The organism is Nonomuraea deserti (assembly GCF_004348685.1).
GTDB lineage: Bacteria > Actinomycetota > Actinomycetes > Streptosporangiales > Streptosporangiaceae > Nonomuraea > Nonomuraea deserti.
The window spans coordinates 13,915-36,789 of the sequence record NZ_SMKO01000023.1; the positions used below are offsets into that span (position 1 = coordinate 13,915).

The 22,875-nt window shown below is 71.9% G+C and carries 22 protein-coding genes; 15 read left to right on the forward strand and 7 right to left on the reverse strand.

The annotated features are described in order from the left end of the window. Nucleotides 1-172 precede the first annotated feature (172 nt). The 7 genes from E1292_RS52620 (at nucleotide 173) to E1292_RS12295 (ending at nucleotide 7,728) form a co-directional block, all read left to right on the forward strand. Nucleotides 173-2,566, forward strand: a complete 2,394-nt coding sequence (locus E1292_RS52620) for a serine/threonine-protein kinase (RefSeq protein ID WP_220446782.1) — start codon at nucleotides 173-175, stop codon at nucleotides 2,564-2,566. Nucleotides 2,567-2,646: 80 nt separating this feature from the next. Next, entirely contained in the window at nucleotides 2,647-3,219 is a 573-nt protein-coding gene (locus E1292_RS12270; RefSeq protein WP_132595150.1) for a TetR/AcrR family transcriptional regulator, read from the forward strand. A 54-nt stretch (nucleotides 3,220-3,273) separates the two neighbouring features. Further along, on the forward strand, nucleotides 3,274-4,470 hold the full coding sequence (locus E1292_RS12275) for a Cmx/CmrA family chloramphenicol efflux MFS transporter (RefSeq protein WP_132595152.1): 1,197 nt from the start codon (nucleotides 3,274-3,276) through the stop codon (nucleotides 4,468-4,470). Next, nucleotides 4,467-5,378, forward strand: coding sequence for an MOSC domain-containing protein (locus tag E1292_RS12280; RefSeq protein WP_132595154.1), 912 nt, complete (start codon nucleotides 4,467-4,469; stop codon nucleotides 5,376-5,378). Before E1292_RS12275 ends, E1292_RS12280 begins: the two co-directional genes overlap by 4 nt. An 87-nt stretch (nucleotides 5,379-5,465) precedes the next feature. Next, complete coding sequence (locus tag E1292_RS12285) at nucleotides 5,466-6,743, forward strand: MFS transporter (RefSeq protein WP_246090078.1); 1,278 nt, start codon at nucleotides 5,466-5,468, stop codon at nucleotides 6,741-6,743. 104 nt (nucleotides 6,744-6,847) lie between these two features. Further along, nucleotides 6,848-7,384, forward strand: a complete 537-nt coding sequence (locus tag E1292_RS12290; protein WP_132595158.1) for a hypothetical protein — start codon at nucleotides 6,848-6,850, stop codon at nucleotides 7,382-7,384. Further along, a complete protein-coding gene (locus E1292_RS12295; protein ID WP_132595160.1) occupies nucleotides 7,381-7,728 on the forward strand; it encodes a transcriptional regulator in 348 nt (115 codons plus the stop codon). The genes E1292_RS12290 and E1292_RS12295 overlap by 4 nt, the downstream gene beginning before the upstream one ends. 124 nt (nucleotides 7,729-7,852) lie before the next feature. Here E1292_RS12295 and E1292_RS12300 read toward each other — a convergent pair whose 3' ends face one another. Together E1292_RS12300 and E1292_RS12305 are read right to left on the reverse strand one after the other, a co-directional pair. Further along, a complete protein-coding gene (locus E1292_RS12300) occupies nucleotides 7,853-9,421 on the reverse strand; it encodes a bifunctional 3'-5' exonuclease/DNA polymerase (RefSeq protein ID WP_132595162.1) in 1,569 nt (522 codons plus the stop codon). A gap of 54 nt (nucleotides 9,422-9,475) precedes the next feature. Continuing rightward, nucleotides 9,476-10,915: a metallophosphoesterase family protein gene (locus E1292_RS12305; protein ID WP_342775642.1), complete on the reverse strand. Its 1,440-nt coding sequence runs from the start codon at nucleotides 10,913-10,915 to the stop codon at nucleotides 9,476-9,478. 295 nt (nucleotides 10,916-11,210) lie between these two features. Between E1292_RS12305 and E1292_RS12310 the strand changes: the two genes are divergently transcribed. Next, complete coding sequence (locus E1292_RS12310) at nucleotides 11,211-11,501, forward strand: hypothetical protein (protein WP_132595166.1); 291 nt, start codon at nucleotides 11,211-11,213, stop codon at nucleotides 11,499-11,501. A gap of 138 nt (nucleotides 11,502-11,639) precedes the next feature. Here the strand turns inward: E1292_RS12310 and E1292_RS12315 are convergent, their stop codons facing one another. Then, complete coding sequence (locus tag E1292_RS12315) at nucleotides 11,640-13,211, reverse strand: FAD-binding oxidoreductase (protein WP_132595258.1); 1,572 nt, start codon at nucleotides 13,209-13,211, stop codon at nucleotides 11,640-11,642. Between the two features lie 31 nt (nucleotides 13,212-13,242). Here E1292_RS12315 and E1292_RS12320 point away from each other — a divergent pair, with 31 nt between their 5' ends. The 4 genes from E1292_RS12320 (at nucleotide 13,243) to E1292_RS12335 (ending at nucleotide 16,713) form a co-directional block, all read left to right on the forward strand. Continuing rightward, nucleotides 13,243-13,767 carry a TetR/AcrR family transcriptional regulator gene (locus E1292_RS12320; RefSeq protein ID WP_132595168.1) on the forward strand — a complete coding sequence of 175 codons (525 nt, stop codon included), beginning with the start codon at nucleotides 13,243-13,245 and terminating at the stop codon, nucleotides 13,765-13,767. A gap of 51 nt (nucleotides 13,768-13,818) precedes the next feature. Further along, nucleotides 13,819-15,330 carry a glycerol-3-phosphate dehydrogenase/oxidase gene (locus E1292_RS12325; protein WP_132595170.1) on the forward strand — a complete coding sequence of 504 codons (1,512 nt, stop codon included), beginning with the start codon at nucleotides 13,819-13,821 and terminating at the stop codon, nucleotides 15,328-15,330. 102 nt (nucleotides 15,331-15,432) lie between these two features. Continuing rightward, nucleotides 15,433-16,302, forward strand: coding sequence for a sucrase ferredoxin (locus tag E1292_RS12330; RefSeq protein WP_246090079.1), 870 nt, complete (start codon nucleotides 15,433-15,435; stop codon nucleotides 16,300-16,302). Between the two features lie 99 nt (nucleotides 16,303-16,401). Further along, a complete protein-coding gene (locus E1292_RS12335; RefSeq protein WP_101784355.1) occupies nucleotides 16,402-16,713 on the forward strand; it encodes a WhiB family transcriptional regulator in 312 nt (103 codons plus the stop codon). Between the two features lie 621 nt (nucleotides 16,714-17,334). On the opposite strand, the gene E1292_RS12340 is transcribed toward E1292_RS12335, so the two are convergent. Then, complete coding sequence (locus E1292_RS12340; RefSeq protein ID WP_132595174.1) at nucleotides 17,335-17,568, reverse strand: DUF397 domain-containing protein; 234 nt, start codon at nucleotides 17,566-17,568, stop codon at nucleotides 17,335-17,337. Nucleotides 17,569-17,703: 135 nt separating this feature from the next. After that, on the reverse strand, nucleotides 17,704-18,585 hold the full coding sequence (locus E1292_RS12345) for a Sco1979 family transcriptional regulator (protein WP_220446784.1): 882 nt from the start codon (nucleotides 18,583-18,585) through the stop codon (nucleotides 17,704-17,706). A 266-nt stretch (nucleotides 18,586-18,851) separates the two neighbouring features. Here E1292_RS12345 and E1292_RS12350 point away from each other — a divergent pair, with 266 nt between their 5' ends. Then, a complete protein-coding gene (locus E1292_RS12350) occupies nucleotides 18,852-19,181 on the forward strand; it encodes an ATP-binding protein (RefSeq protein ID WP_220446785.1) in 330 nt (109 codons plus the stop codon). Nucleotides 19,182-19,214: 33 nt separating this feature from the next. Here the strand turns inward: E1292_RS12350 and E1292_RS12355 are convergent, their stop codons facing one another. Both E1292_RS12355 and rsgA read right to left on the reverse strand, forming a co-directional pair. Next, a complete protein-coding gene (locus E1292_RS12355; protein WP_220446786.1) occupies nucleotides 19,215-19,850 on the reverse strand; it encodes a phosphoribosyltransferase in 636 nt (211 codons plus the stop codon). Between the two features lie 299 nt (nucleotides 19,851-20,149). Beyond that, on the reverse strand, nucleotides 20,150-21,247 hold the full coding sequence (rsgA, locus tag E1292_RS12360) for a ribosome small subunit-dependent GTPase A (RefSeq protein WP_132595178.1): 1,098 nt from the start codon (nucleotides 21,245-21,247) through the stop codon (nucleotides 20,150-20,152). Between the two features lie 236 nt (nucleotides 21,248-21,483). Between rsgA and E1292_RS12365 the strand changes: the two genes are divergently transcribed. Both E1292_RS12365 and E1292_RS12370 read left to right on the forward strand, forming a co-directional pair. Further along, nucleotides 21,484-22,110 (forward strand): sigma-70 family RNA polymerase sigma factor, encoded by a 627-nt coding sequence (locus tag E1292_RS12365; RefSeq protein ID WP_132595180.1) that lies wholly within the window; start codon nucleotides 21,484-21,486, stop codon nucleotides 22,108-22,110. Then, complete coding sequence (locus E1292_RS12370) at nucleotides 22,107-22,835, forward strand: anti-sigma factor family protein (protein WP_132595182.1); 729 nt, start codon at nucleotides 22,107-22,109, stop codon at nucleotides 22,833-22,835. The genes E1292_RS12365 and E1292_RS12370 overlap by 4 nt, the downstream gene beginning before the upstream one ends. Nucleotides 22,836-22,875: the final 40 nt, after the last annotated feature.

A 22,875-nucleotide genomic window follows, 5' to 3' on the forward strand; every position in this document is an offset into this window, starting at 1 on the left:
GGTTATAGCGCCGATATCGTAACGAACCTCAGGCCAGCAAGAAACCCGCTGCGGCCCCGGTGCCGCGCCTGGAAAAAGCCCATTGCGGCATGCGTCCGGCGGATTTCTCAGTGGCAATCTGCAAGTAGCGTGAGAACGCACGTGACGGATGAGGCGAAATGGGGGCGGGAACATGGCAGCCGACCGCTTGCTCAGCGGCCCCGGCGCGGAGGGAGGCCCCCCGAGCGGCACCCCGCAGAGCCAGGGCCGCCTGATCGGCCGGCGCTACCGGTTGATGTCGCCCGTCGGCAGGGGCGGCATGGGGATGGTGTGGCAGGCCCACGACGTCCTGCTCGACCGGGACGTCGCGGTGAAGGAGCTGATCCTGCCGTACGGCCTCGACCACGCGGGCAAGCAGGTGGCGCACCGGCGCATGCTGCGCGAGGCCAGGTCGGCCGCGCGGCTGACGCATCCCGGCATCGTGACCGTGCACGACGTCGTCGAGGAGGACGGCCGCCCCTGGATCGTGATGGAGCTGGTCCGCGCGTGGTCTCTCGAGCAGGCCGTACGCCAGAGCGGGCCGCTGCCGGTGATCCAGGCGGCCGAGATCGGCATCAGGGTGCTCGACGCTATCCGGCACGCCCACGCCGCCGGCATCATGCACCGCGACATCAAGCCCGGAAACGTGCTGCTGACCTCCGACCGGGTGGTGCTGACCGACTTCGGCATAGCGGCCATCGAGGGCGACGTGACGATCACGCAGACCGGGCTGCTCATGGGGTCGCCCGCGTACATCCCGCCGGAGCGCCTGTCCGGCCAGCCGATCACGCAGGCGGCCGACCTGTGGTCGTTCGGGGCCACGCTGTACGCCGCCGTCGAGGGGCGGCCGCCGTACGAAGGGCCCGACCCGATCGCGGTGCTCGGCGCGGTCCTCACGCAGGACCCGATCAGGCCGCAGCGGGCCGGGGCGCTGATGCCGGTGATCGAGGGCCTGCTGCGCAAGAGCCCCGCGGAGCGGCTGACCTCGGCCCAGGTCATCGAGATGCTGGAGACGGTGCTGCGCGCGCACGGCTCCACCAGGCCGCGCCCGCCGGAGACGTTGCCCAGCCAGGCCGACCCGACGCCCGCCGGGCTGCTGCCACCGCTCGAACACCCCTCGGGGCCGATGCCGTCGCGGATCGTGGAGACGCCCTCGGGGCCGGTGCGGGTGCCGTACGACCCGATGACCAGCCCGTCGGGCGGCTACTCGATGCCCTATGACGGGATGACGAGCCCGTCGGGCAGCCACAGCACCGACCAGTTATCGTCGGCGCCGGGGTTCGACGCGTTCGGCAGCCCTTCGGGGCCGCAGTGGCCGGACAGCGGCCCGCACTCACATGACGGCGCCCCTTCGCCCGGTGGCCCCTCGTCGCTCGGCGGCCCCTCGTCCTCGGGCGGCTTCCCCGTGGCCGGCGGCCCGCCCTCGCTCGACCGCACGCCTTCACCCGGCGGCCCCTCGTCGCTCGGCGGCCCCTCGTCCTCGGGCGGCTTCCCCGTGGCCGGCGGCCCGCCCTCGCTCGACGGCTCGCCTGCGCCCGGTGGCCCGTCCTCACTCGGCGGCTCGCCTTCACATGGTGGCCCGTCCTCGTCCGGCGGCTCGCCTTCACATGGTGGCCTGTTCTCGTCCGATGGCGCGCCCTCGTCAGGCGGGCCGGCCCCGTTCGGGCCGTACCGGTCCGTGGACGACTCCGCCGACGGCCTGGACGCGCCCTCAGGACCGCGGCCCCGGCCGATCCTGCCGCTGACGTCCGACAGCCGTACGTCCGGCGCGACCCCGTGGCCGCTGGCCTCCCCCGCCGACCTGCGCGAGCAGTCACGCGACCTGACGCACGACCTCGGCCGCAGCCGCCTGGCCGCGCCGCCCGGCGCCTCCCCGCGCACCGGCACGAGCAGGCGCAGGAGCGAGGACGACGGCGGCGGCGCGTGGGTGCGCGTCGGCCGGCCGACGCCGCTCACGTTCATCAGCGCGATCGTGGCGGTGGCCGTCGTCGCGGGCGCCGTAATGATCTTCCTGTCCGGCGGATCACCGCAGGAGCCGGCCGCGGTCACCGCCGCGACCGGGACCGCAAACGCCACGACGAGCCCGGCGGCCGCGGGCGGCGAGCCGTCCCCCGTGCCGGAGGGCTACGAGGAGCACACCGCTGCCGGGTTCGCGGCCGGCGTTCCGGAGGGGTGGAAGCCGGCGGAGTCCGACGGCAAGACCACGTTCGACGGGCCGGCGGACTCCGGCATGCGGATCGTGGTGGAGCGGGCGACGGCTCAGGCCGACGGCGGGCTGTCCCGGCTGAGCAGGGAGGAGTCCGAGGGCGGCAGGGAGAGCTACATCCAGGTGCAGTTGCGGGCCGTGTCCTACCGGGGATGGAAGGCCACCGACTGGGAGTACACCTACACCACCGCGAACGGCGTCCCCATGCACGCGCTGACCCGATACGTCACGATCGACGACAAGACCGGGTTCACGATCACATTCGACCTGCCCGAGCTGAAGTGGGACGACCAGGCCGGCACGCGCAAGGTGTTCCTCGACTCGTTCCGGCGAACCACCTGACATCGGCGCGATGGTGAGATCCCCCGCGGTGGATCCTCGGGTATTGCACTGGTCGTTCCAAAACTGGTAGCGTGCCGGGCATGGCGCGACCGAGGACGTTCGAGGAGGACCGTGCGGTCGAGGCCGCCATGCACGCGTTCTGGGGCGCGGGCTACGAGAACACCTCGACGCAGGCCCTGTGCGCGGCCACCGGCCTCGGGCGCAGCAGCATCTACAACACCTTCGCGAGCAAGCACGATCTGTTCCAGAAGGCGCTGCGCCACTACATGGACGGGCGCAACGCCAGGCTCGCCGAGCTGATGGACTCCGACCTGCCCGTCAAGGAGAAGGTCGGCACCGTGCTGGGGTGGGCGGTCGAGCCCGACCCCGAGGAGCCGGCCGGCTGCCTGGTGGTCAACTCGCAGGTCGAGATGGCCCCGCACGACCCGGAGATCGCCGAGTTGCTGCGGCTCGACAACGACAGGCGGGTGCGGATGATCCGCTCGGCGCTCGAGGTCGGCATCTCCCGGGGCGAGATCGACGCGGGCAAGGACGCGCTCGCCCTGGCGCACTTCGTCGTCGCCACGGTCAGCGGCATGCGCGTGGCCGCCTGCGGCGGCGCCGGCCGAGAAACCCTCGCGTCCATCGCGCGAACCGCGCTGGACGCGTTCTGAGTTTTTCTTTTCCTGATTTTGTACTGATCAATCTAAAATTGTGGAGGAATCGCCATGCCACTAGCGGTTTACATACTGGGCCTGTCGATATTCGCCCAGGGCACGTCGGAGCTCATGCTGGCCGGGCTGCTCCCGGAGATGGCCGACGACCTGCGCGTGTCCGTCCCCGAGGCGGGGCTGCTGATCTCGGCGTTCGCCATCGGGATGCTGGTCGGCGCTCCGGTGCTGGCCATCGCCACGCTGCGCTGGCCACGCCGTACGGCGCTGCTGACGTTCATGCTGGTCTTCGCCCTCACACACGTCGTGGGCGCGCTGACGTCCGACTACGCCGTCGTGTTCGCCACCCGCGTGGCCGGCGCCTTCGTGTACGCCGGTTTCTGGGCCGTGGCGGCGAGCACCGCGATCGGCCTGGTGCCCGCGAACGCCCGCGGCAAGGCGATGAGCATCCTGGCGGGCGGGCTGACGGTCGCCACCATCATCGGGTTGTCCGCGGGCACCGTCATCGGCCAGCACCTCGGCTGGCGGGCCGCGTTCTGGGCGGTAGCCGGGCTGTCGGCGCTCGCCGCGGTCGGCGTGTTCGCCACCATCCCCGGCGGCCGTCCCGAGGCCGGGGCGCGGCCGCGCGTACCGGTCGAGCTGCGCGCCATGCTGAACCCGCAGCTCTGGCTCGCCTACGGCACGATCGCGCTGACCACGGCGGCCCTCCTGGCCTCCTTCAGCTACCTGAGCGTCCTGCTGACGGGCACCACGGGCCTGCAGCCCGCCTGGGTCCCCGCCGTCCTGGCCCTGTACGGCGTCGGCGCGCTCATCGGGATCACGATCGGCGGCAGGACCGCCGACGCGCGGCCGTTCCTCGTCCTGTTCACCGGGGTCACGGGCCTCATCGCGACCTCCGCCGCGCTGGCCGCGTCCGCGGCCGTGCCCGTCCTCGCCATCGTGCTGGTCTTCCTGCTCGGCGTGTTCGGATTCGGAACCAACCCGGCGCTGAACGCCCGCCCGTTCGCCCTCGCCAAGGACGCCCCCACGCTGACCGCCGCGATGAACGTCTCCTCCTTCAACGTCGGCATCACCGTGGGCCCCTGGCTGGGCGGGCTGGCCATCGGCGCGGGATACGGCTACCCGTCCGTCGCCTGGATCGGCGCCGCCATCGGGGTGGCCGCGCTCGGCGCGGTCGCGCTGGCCGCGTCCGGGCACCGCAGGAGCGCGTCCCCTCAGGCCGCGCCGATCAGTGAGATACGGTCGGCCGTATGAAGCTGGGGAGCATTCGCTTTTATCCCGTCAAGTCGACCGCGGGCCATGACGTCGATGAAGCCGAGGTGCAGCCGTGGGGCTTGGCAGGCGACCGGCGCTACCTCATCACCGACCAGAACGGTGACATCCTGACCGCACGCGAGGAGCCGGCACTGCTGGCCTGCGTGGCCGAGCTCGACGGCGACACTCTCACGCTGACGGGCCCGCACGCCGCCCCGCTGCCGGTCATCCCGGCCACCCCGCCGCCCGCCGCGACATCCACTCCGATGTCCACCGCGACGTCCGCTCCGATGTCCACTCCGATGTCCACTCCGATGTCCACCGCGACGTCCGCTCCGATGTCCACGGTAGACGTGTGGGGCACCCCGGTGGAGCTCACCGACTGCGGCGACGACGCGGCCCGGTGGTTGTCGGAGCTCGCCGGGCAGCCGGTGCGGCTCAAGTGGCTCGACGACCCGACCCGCCGCCCGGTCAATCCGGCGTACGGACGGCCGGAGGACCGCGTGAGCCTGGCGGACGCCTATCCTCTGCTGCTCACCACCAGCGCCTCGCTCGCCCAGCTCAACGACTGGATCGCGGAGACGGCGCTCGAAGGCGGCGACGAGCCGCCCGCGCCGCTGCCCATGCACCGGTTCCGGCCGAACGTGGTGATCGACGGGGTCGGCACGCCCTTCGCCGAGGACGAGTGGAAGCGGTTGCGCATCGGGGACGTCGGCTTCCGGGTCACCAAGGGCTGCGACCGCTGCGTGCTGACCACGATCGACACCGCGACGCACACCAAGGGCAAGGAGCCCCTCAGGACGCTGGCCAGGCACCGCAAGTGGGACGGCAAGGTCTGGTTCGGGATCAACCTGATCCCCGACGGGCCCGGGCGCATCGCTGTGGGCGACGCCGTCACGATCCTCTGAACGATCGCAAGAAAACAGCTTTCTTCGCGAAAAATCGGGATGCTGTCGTCTTTGGGGCGCTGTTGGGGGTTATGTCAGACTTCACTGGTGACAAGTGCCCCCATCCAGCCCGCGACGCTGCCCTCTGACCGGATCCCGAGCATTCAGCGTCGCACCCTGGCGGTCCTCTCCGCGACGCAGATCGTGGGCGGCGTGGGCGTGGCGGTCGGGCTGGCGCTCAGCTCGGTGGTCGTGGACGAGCTGTCGGGATCCACGGTGATCAGCGGCTTCGCCGGCACGGCCACCGTGCTCGGCGCGGCGCTGCTGGCCCTGCCCACGGCCAGGGCATCGGGCAGCGGCGGGCGGCGGGCCGGCCTGTCGCTCGCCTATCTCGCGGCGCTGGCCGGCTGCTTGATCTCCGTGGCCGCCATCGGCCTCGGCTCGTGGCCGCTGCTGCTGGCGGGGCTGGTGCTGGTGGGCGGCGGCAGCGCGGGCAGCCTGGCGGCGCGCTACTCCGCCACCGACCTGTCGCCGAAGGGCCGCTCCGCCAGGCACCTGTCGCTGGTCGTCTGGGCCTCCACCATCGGCTCCGTAGCAGGTCCCAATCTGGCCGAGCCCGCCGACGAGATCGGCATGCGGCTGGGGATGGCGGAGAAGGCGGGGCCGTTCGCGTTCGCCGCGCTGGCGTTCGCCCTGGCCCTGGTCATCATCTTCGGGCTGCTCAGGCCCGACCCGCTCAAGCTGGCGCGCGGCCTGCAGGACGACGGGCAGGACAAGCCCGGCCCCGGCCGCAACCGGACCATCAGGACGGCCTGGGAGACGCTGCGTACGACCCCGATGGCCCGCACGGCGCTGATCATGATCGCGATCAGCCACACCGCGATGGTGTCGGTCATGTCGATGACCCCGGTCAAGCTCCACCACGACGGCTCCAACCTGGACGTCATCGGTTTGGTGATCAGCCTGCACATCGCAGGCATGTACATGCTGTCGCCGGTCGTCGGCTGGCTGGCCGACAAGGCGGGCAAGCTGCCGGTGCTCATGCTCGGCATGGCCTTGCTGCTGTGCGCGGCCACGCTTGCGGGCACGGCGGGGCACCGGGTGTGGCAGGTGACGGCGGCGCTGGTGCTGCTCGGGCTGGGCTGGTCGTGCGGCCTGGTGTCGGGCTCCGCCCTGGTCACGGAGTCCGTCCCGATCTCCCGCCGCCCGGCCGTACAGGGCCTGTCGGACCTGCTGATGAACGTCTGCGGCGCCACGGGCACGATCGTCGCCGGGGCGATCGTGGGCCTGCTCGGCTACGGCATGCTCGGCCTGGTCGTCGGCGTCATGGTCGCCCTGGCCGGCTTCTGGCTCGTCACCATCTGGCGCGGCACCTCCGCCGACTAGTCAGCCGTGGTCGCCGGAAAGGCGGCACGCCGCAAGGAACGCACCCGTGCCGCAGGGCGACCCGCCTCAAAAGCCGCAGGACGACCCGCCTCAACAACGCACCCGTGCCCGTGCCGCAGCGCGACCCGCCGCAGATGACGCACCCACCCCGAAGCAGCGCGCAGGCCGGGCACCTCACCATCTGGCGCGCAGCAGCGCCGTCCGCTTCTTCGGCCACCCCGGTCGACGCCGCTCGCGACGCGCTGCACCTCGCCGGGGACGCGATGGGAGCAGCCCGCGCTCGGCCTGCGGCTCCCGCCTGGTACGCACCGGCGCGCGGGTTACTGTTCGCCGCCGCATTCGAGCTGCTGCTCGGCCCGTGGACCGATCAGGCTCCGTTCCTGGCCGCCGGCCTGCTCGCCGTGCTGGCGTTCCTGGGCGTGCACGCAGCGGTGGTCAGTCGTGGTGGGGTCATCACCATGCCCGGCGGCACGATCGGACAGCGGGTGCTGCGCCAGCTGATCCCGGCCGCCGCGTTCGGCTCCGGCTGGCTGATGGCCATCCCGTTCGGACAGGCCGGAGGCGCCGTTGCCTCCGCCGTACTGGGCGGCGCCGCGCTCTGGGCGGTCACCGTCCGGGAAGAAGGCGAGGCCCGGTCATGAGAGCCGAGCACGATCCGCCGCCCGCGCTGGACGTGACGATCCAGCACCCCACGCGGCTGGCCGTCATGGCGTTCCTGTCGGGTTGCCTGGAGGCGGAGTTCGCTGCGGTCCGTGACTACGCCCGGATTTCCGACGCCAGTGTCAGCCGGATCGTCTCCGCCCTCCAGGACGCCGGCTATGTCAAGGTGCGCAAGGGCTGTGTCGGCAAGCGTCCCCGCACCTGGCTCTCCCTTTCCCGCGAAGGCCGCCAGGCTCTCGCCGGCCACCTGGACGCGCTCCAGAGCATCGCCGAGACCGCGAGGCGGACCGCCACCGACCCCGGCGCCAGATCGACGACCCCGTAGGCAGGATCAGCAGGGCGGGGACAGGCGCCCGTTCAGGAAGGCGGCAGGCCACGTCGACGCACCGCGCCGCGCGGGCGGCCCACCGCGAGGACCGTGCCGGAGGGCGGCGTGCCGTGCGGTTTGTCTATTTGGCGTCGGCGTAGGAGGCGACCGCCACGGCCTCCATGGGAAAGCGCACCGGCGTCTGCCCGAACAGCAGCCTGCTCGCCTCGGCCGCCGCCGAGGACACCGCCGCCATCACCTCGTCGGCCTGCTCCAGCGGGCAGTGCACCATCACCTCGTCGTGCTGGAAGAACACCAGCCTGGCCGGCTCGGGCAGCAGCCCCCGCAGCACCGCCATCAGCGCCAGCGCCCACTCGGCGGCCGTGCCCTGCACCACGAAGTTGCGCGTGAACCGCCCTCGGTCCCTGGCCGCCCGCGCGCCCTCGGGCCCCGACACCAGTTCCTTCCACCGCGCCGACGGAGGCGGGCAGGTGCGCCCGAGCCAGGAGCGCACGAGCCGCCCCTCCTCGCCCGCCTTCGCCGCGTCCTCGACGAACTGGTAGGCCTTGGGGAAACGCTGCCGCATCACCGCCAGCAGCTTGGATGCGTCGCCGCTGGTGCCGCCGTACATGGCGGACAGCATCGCGATCTTGGCGTTGGCCCGCTCGCCCCCGAACGACTGCGCCAGCGCCGAATAGAGGTCGATCTCCCCCGCCGCCCTGGCCAGCCCTCCGTCGCCGGCCATCGCCGCCAGCACCCGCGGCTCCAGCTGGGCGGCGTCGGCGACGATCAGTGCCCACCCCTCGTCGGCCACCACCACCCGCCGCATCACCTTGGGGATCTGCAGCGCCCCGCCGCCGCTGGTGGCCCACCGCCCGGAGACCACCCCGCCCACCACGTATTCGGGGCGGAAGCGGCCGTCGCGCACCCACTGGTCGGCCCACGCCCACCCGTGGGCGCTGAACAGCCTGGCCAGCTCCTTGTAGGCCAGCAGCGGCGCCACGGCGGGGTGGTCGACGCGTTTCAGCTCCCACGACCTGGTCGTCTTCAGCGTCACCCCCGCCCCCTTGAACGCCTTGACCAGCTGCTGCACCGAGTCGGGGTTGACCGGGTGACCGAACGCCGCCGCCACCTCCGAGGCCAGGGCCTGCAGCTTGGCCGGCCGCATGCCGTGCACGGGACGCGGGCCGAGCAGCTCGGTCAGCAGCTCGTCGTGCACGTCCACGCGCCAGGGCATGCCGTCGTGCGCCATCTCGGCCGCGATGAGCGCCCCCGCGGACTCCGCGGCGACCAGCAGCCGGAACCTGCCGGGCTCGGGCAGCGCCGCGATGCGTCCGAGCTGGCCGGCCAGCACCTCCGCCACCGCCTCCGCGCCGAGCGGCTCGGGCGCGAACAGCGTGCCGGACGATCTCGGCTCGTCATCGGGCACCGCCAGCCCGTGGAGCCTGGCGTGCGCGGCCCTGGCGGAGCGGGCCTCGCCGTGGCGGCCCTCGTGCGCCAGCAGCAGCCCCTCGGTGAGCGCGATGTCGTGGCAGCGCGCGACCCGCACGCCCCCCGCCACCAGGGGCGTGTAGTCCTCCCTGGCGTCGGCCCAGACCCAGCGCGGACGCTCGGCCGCCTCGAGCTCGGCGACGGCCCGCGCCAGATCGGCGGGACGGCGAGGAGAGCCACCGACCGGGAGCAGCGTCTCCCCCGCGACCACGACATGCACGCGGTCAAGAGTGCCAAACGCCTCCGACAAAGCCGGGCACGGGCCGGGTGTGGCTCACGCGAGGCTGATGCGCACCTCGTCCTCCAGCGGCGGATCCAGCTCCTGCCCCAGGCACCCGGTGGCGGCGAAGCAGCGCAGAGTCAGCTCGTCCGGCGTGACCGTGACGTGCATCAGCTGCTTGAAGAAGGGCGGGGTGTCCCAGTCGGACAGCTCGGACAGGTAGCGGTGGAACACCTTGTCCACGGGCAGCCTGAACGGCCACGACCAGCCCCCGAGCAGCCGCGCCGCCCACCGCATCCTCCGGGTGATCACGACGGTGCCCTGCGGGGTCCTGACCGGCTGGTTCCTGATGTGCTCCGACATGACGCACGCGGCCTCCGCGGGCGTGAGGTAGAGCCACTTCATCCGCAGCCTGGTGGCGTAGAGCTGGCTGTAGAACGACAACGAGTCGCCGCGCAGCGGGTAGCACCTGAAGTCGTCCTCGTGCACGCCGGCCACGTCGACCCGCTGGATGGTGTGCGTCGCGTGCATGAACGCGCCGCCGCCTCCTGACACGATGTACTGGATCACCCGGTCGCCCACCTTGACCGGATAGCGCTGGTAGTTGTGCACGTCGCCGCCGATGGCCGCGACGTACCGGTGCGCGGGGTCGCGCACGATGTCGTCGATCGTGCCGCCTTCCTCCAGCGGCGACGGCTTGTAGGCGTTGGCGGTGTAGATGGGCTTGCCCGTCACGAGGATCTTGGGCCGGGGGTCGAGCGAGACACGCCGCAGCCACGCGGTCTGCCCCTTGTCGATGGTGTTCTTGATGCCGGTGTCGACCCCCACGATGAGCAGGTCGTCGCTCTCGATCGCCCAGTACGGCCCCGGCTGCGTCGCCTGTTGCGACGGCCTGCCCCTGAGCTTCCGCGCGCCGGCCAGCCGCGCCTCGTCGATCGGCTCCGGCTTGCGCCACAGCAGCCCGCGGATCCCGCGGTCGGGCTTCGGTTTGAGCTCGGCGTCGCAGAAGACCCGCATGAACCCGCCGAGTCCGTCGTACCAGTCGTGGTTGCCGGGGATGGCGTAAATGGGGGCGTCGTAGTCCTTGTACGGACGGAAGAACTTGTCGTCGTACTCGTTGCCCGATCCCGTCGGATAGACCACATCGCTCGCAATGACGGCGAACGACGTCCCCCGCCCGAGTTTCAACATCCCCGGAACAACGGCGTACTGAGAAGCATCTCCCTCCCCGGTATCACCGAGCAGCAGAAAACTAAAATTCCGCCCGACAGGTGCCTTGATACGAAATTCCGGATCAATCCCGCGCGCTTCCTGAGCCGCCACCCACTGCGCCCGCACCTGCCCGGACGGATCGCCTAACAACCCGGCGAGCACCTCGTTACGCGAGCGCCACAACGTCCGGGGATTGAGCCAGCTGAAACCTCGCCTGTCCGGTCTGAGCTGCGCGAACGTCCCCACCTGCGGGCACGCCCACCCGGCGCCCGCCTCCGACACCCGCGAGGAAAGCTGCTTTGCGCGTTCGGCCGCGACTTCCACCATGACCACATCTTTACCGTGATCTACCGATCACGCATCTTGAACGCTCCGTGCAGCCAGGGACGCGGAGGGTGCACCATGGTGTACCCTCACCCCCCAAGCAAGCGGTTGGGACCGCCGAGGGGAGGCTCCCATGACCCGTAACGGCCCTGATGACGCGACCCGCAGAGGCACATCCGAAGTGGACGCTATTGAGGGTTTACTGGCTTATGCCCAGACTCGACCCAGGTGGGGTAAGGCGGCGTTCAAGAGCTTGAGCGAAGCCATCGCCAGGAGCCGGGTTCTGGTCGGGGAGTCGCCGGAGGAATACTCGGGCCTGCTGGCCAGGTGCCTGAGCACGGGGGCGAGGCTGCTGCTCGGGCGCGGGCGGGCCATGGAGGCCCTGCCGCTGGCCGAGGAGGCGGTGGCGCTCAACCGTCCGAGGGGCGGCGCCCCGCTGGTGGCCTCGCTGCACCGGCTCGCCGCCGTGCTGGAGGCCCTTCACCGCTACAGCGAGGCCGCCGCGCTGGTGGCGGAGGCCGACCAGATCCTCCCGCCCGAATGACCGTTCACCGCCACCACCCGTGCCCCGCACGCGTACGCCTCCCCTGCCGGTCACCCGCTCGGCCGCGCGCCTCGGGAACGGGCGCGCACGGGAGGCCGCGCGCCTGCCCCTCACAGCTGCCGTACCCGCCGCGGGCCATCACGCCGGCGTGGCCGGGGGGACGAGCACGCCCGGGTTGAGGATGCCCGCGGGATCCAGCCGGGTCTTGACCGCGTCCAGGACGCTCACACCGACGGGACCCAGCTCGGCCGCGTACGCGTCGCGATGGTCGCGGCCGACCCCGTGGTGGTGCGTGATGGTGCCGCCCGCCTCGACGATGGCCGCGTTCACCTCCGCCTTGGCCCGCTCCCACTGGGCGACCGGGTCGGCGTCCTGCGGGGTCACGACGGTGAAGTACAGCGAGGCGCCGGTCTCGTACGCGTGGGAGACGTGGCACATGACGAGCGGCGAGCCGAGCGCCCCCAGCAGGGCGAGCCGCACCGCGTCGTAGAGGCGCGGCAGGTTCGCCCAGAACCCGGCCGTCTCCAGCGTCTCGACGGCGGCGCCGGCCGCGAGCAGCGAGTCGCGCAGGTACGGCGCCGAGAACCGGCCGCGCTCCCACGCCTCGCCGGGGCCCGCGCCGAGCGGTTCGCCGCCCAGCCGCGCCAGCAGGGCGGAGACGGCCGCCCGCCGCCCTGTCTCCGAGGCGCCCTCGTGGCCCGCGATCAGCAGGCAGCCGGAGCCGCCTGAGCCGATGGCGTCCGGCTCGGCCAGGCCGATCATGGTCTCGGTCTCGTCGGACAGCCGCAGCACGGCCGGCACGGGCCCCTCCTGCGCCAGCGTCCGCACGGCCGCGGAGCCGGCCGCGAACGACGCGAACCGCCAACCCTCGTAGCGGCGCTCGGCGGGCGCGCGGCGCACCCGCAGGCGCAGGGACGTGATGACGCCGAAGGCGCCTTCGGAGCCGAGGACGAGCTGCCGCAGGTCGGGCCCGGCCGCCGACTTGGGGGCGCGGCCGAGGTCCAGGGTGCCCGCCGGGGTGGCGACGGTGAGGCCCATGACCATGTCGTCGAAGCGCCCGTATCCGGCGGAGGCCTGGCCGCTGGAGCGGGCGGCCGCGAAGCCGCCGAGCGTGGCGTACTCGAAGGACTGGGGGAAGTGCCCGAGCGTCAGCCCGCGCGCGGCGAGCAGCCGCTCCGCCTCGGCGGCCCGCACGCCCGGCTCGAACTCGGCCACCATCGACTCCGTGTCGACCGCGCGCAGCCGGTCGAGCCTGGCCAGGTCGAGCGCGACGACTCCGGCGAATCCGGCGCGGGCGGCCGCGAGCCCTCCCACGACCGAGGTGCCGCCGCCGAAGGGCACGACCGCGATCCGCTCGGCGGAGCACAGCCGCAGCAGGCCTGCGACCTCCTCGTGCGAGCCGGGCAGCACCACGGCGTCGGGCGCGTCGGAGCCGTCGCCCGCGCGCATCCGCAGCAGGTCGGGGGTGGACTTGCCGCGCGTGTGCCGCACGCGGGCCTCGTGCGTGGTCAGGACGTGCTCGGCGCCGGCCACCCCGGCGAGCGCCTCGACCAGCGGCCCCGGCAGGGCGACCGGCGGGACCCGCACCGCCTCCAGCGCGACGGCGGGGACGGCGGGCGCTCGCACGCCGAGCAGGTCGTGCAGCAGCGTGCGGACCTGCTCGGGCAGCTCCCGGGCGCGGGCGGGGTCGCCCCATCCCGACCACGACATGGGTTCTCCAGGCATGGGTACACTGTGACACATGACGTCGATTCGTCACAATGACGGGGTGCTGGACGCCGCCCGCGACTGCGTGCTGGCCTACGGAGTGCGCAGGACGACCCTCACGGACGTGGCGCGCAGGGCCGGGGTCTCACGGATGACGCTCTACCGCCGCTGGCCCGACGTGCGCACGCTGGTCGCCGACGTGATGACCAGGGAGTGGGTGCGGGTGATCGCGGGGCTGGACATGTCCGATCCGGTCCGCGCGGTCGTCGCGGGCGTACGGGGGCTGCGCGCGCACCCGTTGTGGCGCAAGATCGTGGAGGCGGATCCCGAGCTGCTCCTCCCCTACCTGCTCGACCGGCGCGGCGCGACCCACGAGGCCGTGCTGGAGGTGCTGGAGCGGGGCTTCGGCGATCCGCGCAAGGCGAGAGCGGTGCTGCTGGTGGCCCAGTCGTTCCTGCTGTCCGCTCCGACCATGCTCGACCCCGTGACCGTGGACGACCTCGACGACGAACTCGCCGCCTTGCTGGAGGGATACCTTGACCCACGAGAGAGCCGCTGAACGCGCCGCCGCCGCGGTCCCGGCCCGGCGCGACGGAAGGGCTGCGGGCTGATGGGCGAGCCCGCCGCGGGGAGCTCGCTGAACGCCCGCAGACGCGCCCGCGAGCTGCGCCGGGTCGCCGAGGAGCGGGTGGACGTGCTGGTTGTGGGGCTCGGCGCGACCGGCGCGGGCGCCGCGCTCGACGCCGCGTCCCGCGGGCTGAGCGTGGCCGCGATCGACGCCCACGACCTGGCGTTCGGCACGTCCAGGTGGAGCTCGAAGCTCATCCACGGCGGGCTGCGCTACCTCGCCAGGGGACAGGTCGACGTGGCTCACGAGAGCGCGGCCGAGCGCGGCGTCCTGCTCCGCACGACGGCTCCGCACCTGGTCAAGGCACACCCGTACGTGCTGCCGCTGACGCCCGCGGTCTCGCGTCGGCAGGCGGCCATGGTGGCGGCCGGCTACCGGATGGGCGACGCGCTGCGGGCCGCCGCCCGCACGCCGCGCCGCCTGCTGCCCGGTCCCACGCGGCTCACCGCGGCCCGCACCCGCACCCTGGCGCCCGTGCTCAGCGGCGACGGCCTGCGCGGCGCGCTGCTGTCGTGGGACGGCCGGCTGCTCGACGACGCGCGGCTGGTGGTGGCGATCGCCAGGACCGCCGCCGCCCACGGGGCTCGCGTGCTGACCCGCTGCCGCGCGCTGCGGCTCACGGAAGAGGGCGCCGACGTACGCGACGAGCTGACGGGCGAGGAGTTCACCGTCCGGGCCAGAGCGGTGATCAACGCGACGGGCGCGTGGGCGGGATCGCTGGACCCGCAGGTGAGGCTGCGTCCGTCCCGCGGCACCCACCTCGTCCTGTCGCCCGGCACGCTGCCCGGGCTGATCGCGGGCATGCACGTGCCCATCCCGGGAGAGGGCAACCGGTTCGCGCTCGTGCTCCCCCAGCACGACGGCCGCGTCTACGTCGGGCTCACGGACGAGCCGGTGGACGGGCCGGTGCCGGACGTCCCCGAGGCGCCCGAGGAAGACGTCAGAACGCTCCTGGAGGTGCTGAACGGCGTTCTTGAGGCCCCGGTGACCAGAGAGGCGGTTGCGGGCGCGTACGCGGGCCTCAGGCCCCTCCTGGCGGCCGGCGGGCGGACGGCCGACCTGTCCCGGAGGCACGCGGTCCTGTCCGGCGGGGGCGTCGTCACGGTCGTCGGGGGCAAGCTGACGACATATCGCCGTATGGCCGAGGACGCGGTGGATCGAGCGGTCTCGGACACGAGGTTGCCGGCCGGGCGGAGCCGTACGAAGAAGATCCCGCTCGTGGGGGCGGGTCCGCAGCCGTCCGGGGTGCCCGTGCGGCTGGCCGAGCGGTACGGCGGCGAGGCGCAGGCCGTGCACGAGCTCGTCAAGGCGCACCCGGAGGAGGTCGGGCTCGGCATCACCAAGGGCGAGCTGCTGTGGTCGGTCCGGCACGAGGGCGCCCTCGACGAGGGCGACCTGCTGGACCGGCGGACCAGGATCGGCCTGGTCAAGCGGGACAGGGACCGCGCACTGCCCGCGACACGGGACGTACTGCGCGGAACACCCCACGCCTGATGGCACCAACCCGTTAGATTAGGCTTACCTAATCTGATCGGGGAAGGGGAACCGGCGTTGGCGACGGGCTGCGAGCATCCCATCGGGTGCCACACGGGGGAGGTGCCCACACTGGCGAGCGCGACCGTGGGGGCCAGGCTCTGGCTGCTCATCGAATACACCGGCGCCTGGCCCTCGCGCCTGGAAAACTTCGAACTTCCTCAAGAAATCTCCGAACTCGTCCGCCGGGCACTCGAACGCGATATCAGGCCCCAGCTGATCCGCCGCCCGGGAAAGCGGACCCGCCCGCAGGAGCAGGGCATCCGTGTGCTACTGGGTCACGCGACCGGCGAGCGTCCGTGGCTCGCAGGGGGCGTCGTCGCAGGTCCCGACGATCTTGACCTGGATGCTTTCGTGGCCGGAGTGGTCCCGGAGTCCTGCATACTTGAAGACGAGCCGGTATTTCTGGTCTGCACGCACGCCAAGCGCAATGTGTGCTGCGCCCGCATTGGATTGCCCCTCGCTCGGTCACTGGCCGAATCTTTGCCGGACAGAGTGTGGGAAACGTCACACGTTGGCGGCGATCGCTACGCCGCCAACCTCGTGTGCTTGCCACACGGAATTTTCTACGGCAGCATGTCTCAGGCTGCTGCACTGGCAGCGGCTAACGCGTACCGGTCGGGCGAGATCATTCTCGACCGCTACCGGGGACGCGCAGGCATCCCTGAGCCATTGCAAGCCGTGGAACACTTCGCCCGAGCCCATACGGGAGAGTGTTCCGTCGGCGCAGTGGCCGTGGAATCCTCCAGGTCGGACGGCGACGTCACCAAAGCCATCGTGCGCTGCGGCGACGTCCGGTTCCAGGTTGTGGTTGAGCCATCGGCGTTCACAGCGCCGTGTGGTACGGCTTGCGCCGAGACGATCACCACCTACCGGCTGGTTTCGCTGGACAGGCTCACGCCTGTACGGTACGCCACGCCCGCTCTCGCCTGACCAGGGAACATCACGGCCCGACCTTGCGTTGGAACAGTGACGCCAAAAGCGTCCAATGCGGCTCAATTCCGAAATACCTCTCACGAAGGTGGTTTTCTCATGTCTCAGGTACGTCGGCAGCTCGCCCGCCCGCGCCCCAGCTGGGGTTGGCAGGATGATGCCGCGTGCCGGGGTGAGGACCTCGTGCTCTTCTTCGGCCCCGATGGGGAGCGGCAGCCCGAGCGGGACGTACGTGAGCGGAAGGCCAAGGCGATCTGCGCCCAGTGCCCCGTCCGCACCGAGTGCCTTGACTACGCGCTGTCCCGGCCCGAGAAGTACGGCACGTGGGGCGGTCTCAACGAGGACGAGCGCGCGAGCGAGCGTCGCCGTCGTATGCGCCGCGCGGCCAGCGCCGGCATCTCCGCCGCCTGACACACACCCGGCTGCGTCACCAGCACCGCGTGATCACGCAGTTGTCCCGATGAACCAGAGCCTGGCCCTCCATGTCCAGGCTCTGGCGAACCCGGTCGGGACAACTGCCTGATCAGGCACCTCACCCAGGCACATCCACAGCTTCACCCGACGGTCCGGCCGGGCGACACCCCGGCCAGGACCCGCGGCCGGCCATGCGGCGATCCAGTCCCGCACATCGGCGGCCTCCCCGGTCCATGCGGCCATCAATCCCATGCACCGGCGGTCCTTCCACCGGTCCATGCGGCCACCAGTCCCACGTACCGGCGGTCTTCACCGGTCCATGCGGCTGTCGGTTCCGCACGCCGGCGGTCCTCCCCGGTTCAGGCGGCCAGTCCCGCGCACCGGCGGTCCTCCCCCGTCCATGCGGCGACCCAGTCCATGCGGCGACCCAGTCCCGCGCGCCGGCAGCGACCCCACTCGGGATCCACCGGCTGGCGGCCTCGCCGACGGCCGGCCACGCCTCTTCGTCGTCGAACGCGGCAACCTCGAAACGGCGCCTCCGCCGCGCCCACGGTCGAGTGACCGAAATGCATCGCCGGGCAGACCGTAACCCGGCCTGCCCGGCGACGAACGCCCGCCTCAGACGATCAGGTCGTCGAACTCCCCGTCTTTCGCTCCGAGCACGAACGCGGTGATCTCAGCCTGCGTGTAGACGAGCGCGGGGCCCTCGGGAAAACGTGAGTTGCGCATCGCTATCTCCCCCGTGGGCAGGCTGGCGACCTCGACGCAGTTGCCGTTGGGGTTGCTCTGCTTGCTCTTGCGCCAGACGACGGGAAGGCGGCCGGCGGGCGTTCCGTTCCGGAACTCGTGCATGGGGGCGGCTCCTCGCGATCTTACGGATGCACGTGCATCCGCGCTTGCGAGTTGACAATACGACAGCGTGCCGAGGCACATATACCGGACGACCAAAAATCCTGGTATGCCGTGGATCACAGGGATATCAGCAGCTCAGCCGGAAATAAGTCGCTCCAGGAAGCGCCGGGTCGCCCTGGGCTCCTCGGCCTGGATGCTCAGCCGATCCATGACCTCCATGTAGTGGTCGGAATCGGCGGGCTTGTCCAGGTAGAGGGCGCTGGTGAGCTGCTCCATGTACACCACGTCGGGCAGCTCACGCTCCGGGAAGCGCAGGATGCTGAAGGGACCGCCGGCCGCCGCGTGACCGCCGCGGTCGAACGGCATGATCTGCACGGTGACGTTGCGCTCGGCCGTGACGTCGAGGAGGAACACGATCTGCTCCCGCATCGTCTCGGGGCCGCCCAGCGTGCGCCGCACGACGGCCTCGTCGATCACCGCCCAGAGCGTGAGGCCGCTGTCCAGCCGCCTCTGCCGGGCCATGCGCAGCGCCACCCGGCGGTCGAGCTCCGACCGCGCGGCCTTCTCGTGGGCCAGTTCGATGACCGCTCTGGCGTAGGCGGGGGTCTGGAGCAGCCCGGGAACGAACTGGTTCTCGTAGGTGCGGATGCTGGAGGCGGCGCCCTCCAGACCGATGTAGACCTCGAACCATGACGGCAGCAGGTCGCCGTACTTGTGCCACCAGCCGGGGGCGTTGGCCTGCTTGGCCAGGGCGAGCAGCGGCTCGCGCTCGGCGGGGTCGGTGACGCCGTAGAGGGTGAGCAGATCGGCCACGTCGCGCTGCTTGAAGCTGACCTGGCCGAGCTCCAGCCGGCTGATCTTGGCGTGGGATGCGCGAATCGAGTACCCCGCGTCCTCGCGCGAGATACCCTTCTCCGTGCGGAGCCTGCGGAGTTGGGTGCCGAGCAGGATTCGCAGCACCGTCGGGCTTCCGGGGGAATGGCTGAGCAGCCTTCCCTCCGCGCTCTGTGCGCTCACGCACCGCTCCTAGATCATCTGCACGTGCAGATGCGATTCGCATCCGTAAACTACGAAAAGTCTTGCATCGGTAAGCACTCCCCGTAAAGATGGGCATTGGATCACCAGACCGCGCTTCGGGGGCCTGAATGACGACTTTCGACGCTCGGCCGCAAGCCGCCATCGGTTCCCGGCCTCCAGGATGGCTCTCGTCCGTCCTGGTAGACGGTCATGCCGGTGAGTGCGACGCCGTCTTCCCCTTCCGCCAGCGACTCGAGCCCTCGTGCGTGGCGACCGCCCGGCGCTTCGTCGACCAGACGCTCGCCGCGTGGGGCGTGATGGAGGTGGCCTTCGACGCGCAGCTCGTGGTCTCGGAGCTGGTGACCAACGCCATGCGGCACGGCGGCGGGGTGGCACAGCTGCGCCTGCTGTCTCATGGCGCGGAGCTCGCCTGCGTGGTGGCGGACCACAGCCACACCGTGCCGGTGGCCGCCGCGCCCGACGTGTTCTCGGAGTTCGGGCGAGGGCTGCGGCTGGTGGACGCCCTCTGCTCCGCCTGGGGCTGGCTCTCCCCCAGTGGCTCGCGCAAGCTCGTCTGGGCCGTCCTCGTCGGCTGACCGTGCCTCCCGCCGCTCATCGGCGTACGCCATTCACCGTGATCCCGCCTCGCGGAGCAGCTCGAGTACATCGTCGTCGCTGAGCTGGTCGAAGCGCTCGTACCACTGGCCGACCGCCATGAAGTCGACCGGCGCCAGCAGCACGACCACCTCGTCGGCCTCCTTCCGCAGGGACCTGACGGTGTCGCGCGCACCGACCGGCACGGCCAGCGTCACCTTGTCGGGCTTGGCCGTGCCGACCGCCCTGAGCGCGGCCCGCGCGGTGCCGCCGGTCGCCAGGCCGTCGTCCACCACGATCACTTCGCGTCCCTCCAGCGGGGGCAGCGGGCGGTCACCCCGGTAGACGCTCACCCGGCGGGCCAGCTCGCGCCGCTCCTGCTCGACCACGTCCGCGACGGACTCGGGGGTCAGGCCGAGCCGGCGCAGCAGCATCAGGTCGAACACGGGCTCGCCGCCCTCGGCCACCGCGCCGACGCCCAGCTCGGGCTGCCCCGGATAGCCGATCTTCCTGGTCACGAGCACGTCGAGCACGGCGCCCAGCCGGCGCGCGATGGGCTCGGCCACCGCCACCCCGCCGCGGGGCAGCGCGAGCACCACGGGGTCGTGGGCGTCCCGCAGCCGTTCAGCGAGCAGCGCACCAGCCTCTGCCCGGTCTGCGAAAAGCATCATGACTTCTGCCTACCCGCCGACGCCGTCTCCTCGCCTTCGCACGCCCGCCCCGGGGCGACGAACGGCCGCCCCGGCGTGGACCGGCGGCGCGAGGCGCGCGGCCCGGCCGCGCGGGCCGCGCGAGCCCGTGAGGCCGCACAGGCCCGCGAGCCGCACGGGCCCGCAAGTCGGCACAGACCGCAAGTCGGCACGGACCCGCAAGTCAGCACAGACCGCAAGTCGGCACGGACCCGCAAGTCAGCACGGACCCGCAAGTCAGCACGGACCCGCAAGTCGGCCGGGCGGCGAGGAGCGGGCGGTCAGGGCCGGTTGCGGCCCGAGCGGCGCATCTCCTTCGTGATGACCTTCCACTTGTTCTGCTGCTCCTTACGGAGCCGCGCGTCGGTCCTGGCCGCCATCCACGCCGCCTCCCGCTGCAGCTTGCGCCAGCTCTCCAGGCGCCGCTCCGGCAGCTCGCCGCTGTCCAGGGCGGCCAGCACCGCGCACCCGGGCTCTCCCGAGTGGCCGCAGTCGCCGAACCTGCACTGCTCCGCGAGCGCCTCGATGTCGGCGAAGACGAGGTCGACGCCCTCGCCGATGTCGTAGAGGCCTATCCTGCGGATGCCCGGCGTGTCGATGATCAGCCCGCCGCCGGGCAGCGGGAACAGCTCTCTGTGCACGGTGGTGTGCCGGCCGCGCCCGTCGGCGGCGCGCACCTGCTGGGTCTCCATGACGGGCTCCCCGGCCAGGGCGTTGACCAGGGTGGACTTGCCGGCGCCCGACGGGCCGAGGATGACGGCCGTACGGGAGCCCTGGAGGTAGTCGCCGGCCAGCCGCACGCCGTCGCCGCTCAGCGAGGAGACGGCGTGCACGTCGACGCCGGGCGCGGCCACCCGCACGTCGGCGAGCAACTGGTCGAGGCCCTGCTCGAACAGGTCGGACTTGGTGATGAGCACGACGGGCGTGCCCCCGGACTCCCAGGCCAGGGCGACGAGCCGCTCGATGCGGCCCAGGTCGGCGAAATCGGTGGAGTGCATGGACGGCTCGGCCACGAAGACGACGTCGACGTTGGCCGCGAGCACCTGGCCCTGGCCGTCGCCTGACAGGCCGCCGACCGAGGTGCGGCCGACGCCTCCCCGGATGAACGCGGTCGTCCTCGGCAGGACCTCGTCGAGCTCGTAGCGGCCCTCGTGGAGCCAGGACAGCGCGACCCAGTCGCCGACGCACGGCAGCGCCACCGGGTCGGTGGCGGCCGCCCTGCGCACGTGAGCGGCGTATTTGGCGTGATGCTGGCCGTCGGCCGCGATCACTTCGGCGGCGCCGCGATCGACGCGGGCGACGCGGGCGGGAACGGTGCCGGCGGGCAGCTCGGCGGCGCGCGAATCGCTCCAGCCGAGCAGGGAAAGATCGTATGACAACGTGGTGAGCCTTTGATGCGAGAAGGAACCGGGCAGCTCAGACGAGGGCCCGGAGGTGGACGGACAGCATGTCGCTCGGAACGACCCGCATAAGTCCTCACCTCCCCGATCGGTTGCTGCTGCGACTCTACGCACCCGGCCCCGACGTGCGCAATCGCATTAAGTATCGCGTTCCGTTGAACCGTGCCAGGGGGACCGGCCGTACCACCTGCCGACGGACGCGAGAAAGGGGAATGATGCGGATCAGCACGTATCCCCCGCCCTCGGCCGACGGGGCCCTCCCGATGGGCAGGCCGCGCTTACGACACTGGCTCCGGCGGGTGCGACCGGATGACGCGGTGCTCGACGACGCGGTGCCGGACGACGAGGTGGTCGTGTCCGCGCTCTACCGGGAATATCACAGGCCGCTGCTGGCCTTCGTGATCAGGCTCACGGCCGGCGATCGGCAGTGGGCGGAAGACGTGGTGCAGGAGACCATGATCCGTGCCTGGCGCAGTGCGGAGCGGCTCGACCCTGACGCGGTCTCGCTCATGCCCTGGCTCGCCACGGTCGCCAGACGTATCGTGATCGATGACCGGCGGCGCAGGGACGCCCGCCCGCAGGAGTCGGGCGACGGTCAGCTGGAGAGCATGTCCGTGCCCGACGAGATGGAGGGACTGCTGCGCCAGGTGGTCGTGTCGGAGGCGCTGAAGGCGCTGTCGCCGGCACATCGCGAGATCCTCAACGAGACGATCCTGCGGGATCGCTCGGTCAACGACGCCGCGCAGGCGCTCGGCATCCCGGTGGGCACCGTGAAGTCCCGCGTCTACTACGCCGTGCGCGCGCTGCGGATCGCGCTGGAGGAGCGGGGGGTGACGGCATGACCTCCCGCGTCGAGCACACCGACGTCGGCGCCTACGCCCTCGGCCTCCTGGAGGAGGACGACCGTTTCGCCTTCGAGGCCCACCTTCTCGGGTGTCCCGCCTGCCGGTCCGAGCTGGCTGACCTGGCCGGCGTGGCGAGCGTGCTGCACGGCATCGGCCCCCTTCCCGAGGACCCCCGCCCGCCGTCCTCCGGCGACCTCACAGGGCAGGGCGACGTGGTCGGCCGCCTCCGGCGCAGGAAGGCGGCCCACAGGCGGCAGCGCAAAGGGACGTTCGCCGCCGGGATGGCGGCGGCCGTCACGCTGGTCGCCGGCGGGCTGACCATCGGCACGCAGCTCAGCGCGGGCGAACCACCGGTCGCGCAGGGTGAGGCGGGGAACATGGGCCCGGCCGAGCAGTTCTTCGCCGGCGGCACCCCCATCGAGGGCAAAGGCGTCGACGGGGTGACCGGCGGGCTGGTCGTGGAGTCCAAGGCCTGGGGCACCCACGCGGCGCTCAAACTGGCCGGGGTCAAAGGGCCGCTGGAATGCGAGCTGATCTCGGTCGGCAAGAAGGGAGAGCGGCGGGTGATGACCGGATGGTCCGTACCTCCAGCCGGGTACGGAGTTCCGGGCTCGCCCGACCCCCTCTACATGCACGGCGGCAGTGCCACGCCGCTGAAGGACGTCGACCGCTTCGAGGTGGTCACCTCGACCGGCAGGAAACTGCTCACCATCGAGGCCTGACCATCGCCGTCGCGGGCGGGGCACTCCGGCCCGCCCCGCC

Coding starts and splice junctions, on each gene's coding strand:
- E1292_RS12370 (WP_132595182.1), top strand. CDS start 22,107: ATGACCTCCCGCGTCGAGCACACCGACGTCGGCGCCTACGCCCTCGGC.
- E1292_RS12280 (WP_132595154.1), top strand. CDS start 4,467: ATGAAGCTGGGGAGCATTCGCTTTTATCCCGTCAAGTCGACCGCGGGC.
- E1292_RS12275 (WP_132595152.1), top strand. CDS start 3,274: ATGCCACTAGCGGTTTACATACTGGGCCTGTCGATATTCGCCCAGGGC.
- E1292_RS12365 (WP_132595180.1), top strand. CDS start 21,484: ATGCGGATCAGCACGTATCCCCCGCCCTCGGCCGACGGGGCCCTCCCG.
- E1292_RS12320 (WP_132595168.1), top strand. CDS start 13,243: ATGACGTCGATTCGTCACAATGACGGGGTGCTGGACGCCGCCCGCGAC.
- E1292_RS12315 (WP_132595258.1), bottom strand. CDS start 13,211: ATGTCGTGGTCGGGATGGGGCGACCCCGCCCGCGCCCGGGAGCTGCCC.
- E1292_RS12355 (WP_220446786.1), bottom strand. CDS start 19,850: ATGATGCTTTTCGCAGACCGGGCAGAGGCTGGTGCGCTGCTCGCTGAA.
- E1292_RS12325 (WP_132595170.1), top strand. CDS start 13,819: ATGGGCGAGCCCGCCGCGGGGAGCTCGCTGAACGCCCGCAGACGCGCC.
- E1292_RS12335 (WP_101784355.1), top strand. CDS start 16,402: ATGTCTCAGGTACGTCGGCAGCTCGCCCGCCCGCGCCCCAGCTGGGGT.
- E1292_RS12295 (WP_132595160.1), top strand. CDS start 7,381: ATGAGAGCCGAGCACGATCCGCCGCCCGCGCTGGACGTGACGATCCAG.
- E1292_RS12270 (WP_132595150.1), top strand. CDS start 2,647: ATGGCGCGACCGAGGACGTTCGAGGAGGACCGTGCGGTCGAGGCCGCC.
- E1292_RS12340 (WP_132595174.1), bottom strand. CDS start 17,568: ATGCACGAGTTCCGGAACGGAACGCCCGCCGGCCGCCTTCCCGTCGTC.
- E1292_RS52620 (WP_220446782.1), top strand. CDS start 173: ATGGCAGCCGACCGCTTGCTCAGCGGCCCCGGCGCGGAGGGAGGCCCC.